2 protein-coding genes are annotated in these 2,027 nt (G+C 46.7%); one reads left to right on the forward strand and one right to left on the reverse strand.

Annotation, left to right across the window (positions count from 1 at the left end; all coding sequences use genetic code 11):
- The first annotated feature begins 396 nt into the window (after positions 1 to 396).
- Positions 397 to 1,680 (forward strand): O-acetylhomoserine aminocarboxypropyltransferase/cysteine synthase family protein, encoded by a 1,284-nt coding sequence (locus tag ACI3UA_RS01600; RefSeq protein WP_439723086.1) that lies wholly within the window; start codon positions 397 to 399, stop codon positions 1,678 to 1,680.
- Between the two features lie 104 nt (positions 1,681 to 1,784).
- On the opposite strand, the gene ACI3UA_RS01605 is transcribed toward ACI3UA_RS01600, so the two are convergent.
- Positions 1,785 to 1,928, reverse strand: a complete 144-nt coding sequence (locus tag ACI3UA_RS01605) for a hypothetical protein (protein WP_439723089.1) — start codon at positions 1,926 to 1,928, stop codon at positions 1,785 to 1,787.
- Positions 1,929 to 2,027 lie beyond the last annotated feature (99 nt).

Consider the following 2,027-nt stretch of genomic DNA (forward strand, 5'->3'; position numbering starts at 1 on the left):
AAAGTTGATATAAAGTTGATATTCAGTTATTACATGGGACTAAAGTAGTATTTAGTCCCTATTTTTATGTTTTTTCGCAAAAAAATACAATTACCTATTGACATACTAGACAAATAGGTTTAATATACAAGCATAAGGTTTGACCACACATATTAAAAGATTAAAGTATTAAGGAGTAGAAAGGATATGCAGAAATTAGCAAGACTTTCCGCCTGGCACCAGAGCAATTTTGTCATGTGTATGGGGAGCAGATAATATCAAATCGGTTACCGGTTTTGATACATAATTTGGGCATAAATGATGCTGATACATGTTAGTGACATTATTATTAGTTACATTATTACTTTGTTAATGAGAATAATCTGAAATAAATTAATTTGAAATGAGGTTTTTATTATGAGCAACTATAAATTTGAAACACTGCAGTTACATGTTGGACAGGAGCAGCCGGATCCGGCTACCGATGCGAGGGCAGTGCCTATTTATCAGACTACCTCCTATGTATTTAAAAACTCCGCTCACGCAGCAGCTCGCTTTGGCCTGGCTGATGCAGGCAATATCTACGGCAGGCTGACCAACTCCACCCAGGGAGTTCTGGAGAGCCGCGTTGCCGCTCTGGAAGGCGGTGTGGCCGGTCTGGCTGTAGCCAGCGGTGCAGCTGCTATCGATTATACCATTCAGGCTCTTGCCGGTGAGGGTGACCATATCGTAGCGCAGAAGACTATTTATGGCGGCAGCTTCAACCTGCTGGCACACACTCTGCCGCGTTACGGCATCACGACTACGTTTGTGGATGCCCATAATCTGGCTGAGGTGGAGGCCGCCATTCAGCCGAATACCAAGGCCGTTTATCTGGAAACCCTTGGCAATCCGAACAGTGATATTCCTGATATTGAGGCGGTTTCTGCCATCGCTCACAAGCACGGCCTGCCGCTGGTTATTGATAACACCTTTGGCACTCCGTACCTGATTCGTCCGATTGAGCATGGCGCCGATATCGTGGTACACTCTGCCACCAAGTTCCTGGGTGGGCATGGCACCTCTTTGGGCGGCATTATTGTGGATTCCGGTAAATTTGACTGGAAGGCCAACGATAAGTTCCCGGCTATTGCCGCACCAAACCCTAGCTATCATGGCATTTCCTTTGCTGATGCTGTTGGTCCGGCTGCGTTTGTGACCTATGTGAGAGCCATCCTGCTCCGCGATACGGGTGCTACGATTTCTCCGTTCAATGCGTTTATTCTCCTGCAGGGAGTGGAAACCCTGTCACTGCGTGTTGAGCGCCATGTAGAGAACACCAAAAAGGTGGTTGAGTTCCTGAGCAAGCATCCACAGGTGGAGAAGGTAAATCACCCATCCCTGCCTGAGCATCCTGACCATGCACTGTATGAGAAGTATTTCCCTAACGGCGGTGCTTCGATATTTACCTTCAACATCAAGGGCGGTCAGAAGGAAGCTCACGCATTTATCGACCATCTGGAAATTTTCTCCCTGCTGGCCAATGTAGCTGACGTGAAGAGCCTTGTTATTCATCCGGCTACCACTACACATTCCCAGCTCACCGACGAGGAGCTGGCAGATCAGGGCATCTATCAGAATACCATCAGGCTTTCCATAGGTACTGAGCATATTGATGATATTATCGCTGATTTGGAGAAGGGCTTTGCGGCAGTAAAGTAAGGTTAAAAAAGTTAAAAACTAAAAAGAGTAAATAAGCTAAAAAACAGGCTGTGACGTTGCATGTTCACAGCCTGTTTACGTTTTGTTTCCCGCATCAAGCCTGGTCAGCTTCCTTCCAGCATATATACAGCAAGAATGCCGCTCGTCAGGGAGATGCATACATTGTCAGCTATCAGCTCATTGCTGACAGCATAGGGGAGGTTCTGGTGCAGGGCGGCATTATCCAGTGGCCAAAGAACGCCGTCAATAGAAACCCCCTTCCGCGGTAGCTGTCAGGGGGAGCAGGGAAATAGCCTTTGGGTATCGTAAAAAATTCAGGGTAATTTTCTCCTGCTGACGCAAAAAGA

Origin of the sequence: Anaerovibrio sp., from assembly GCF_051866355.1 — a bacterium.
Lineage (GTDB): Bacteria > Bacillota > Negativicutes > Selenomonadales > Selenomonadaceae > Anaerovibrio.

Bases quoted from the DNA above. Each gene is read 5' to 3' on its own strand.
- ACI3UA_RS01600 (WP_439723086.1), top strand. From the start codon at position 397: ATGAGCAACTATAAATTTGAAACACTGCAGTTACATGTTGGACAGGAG.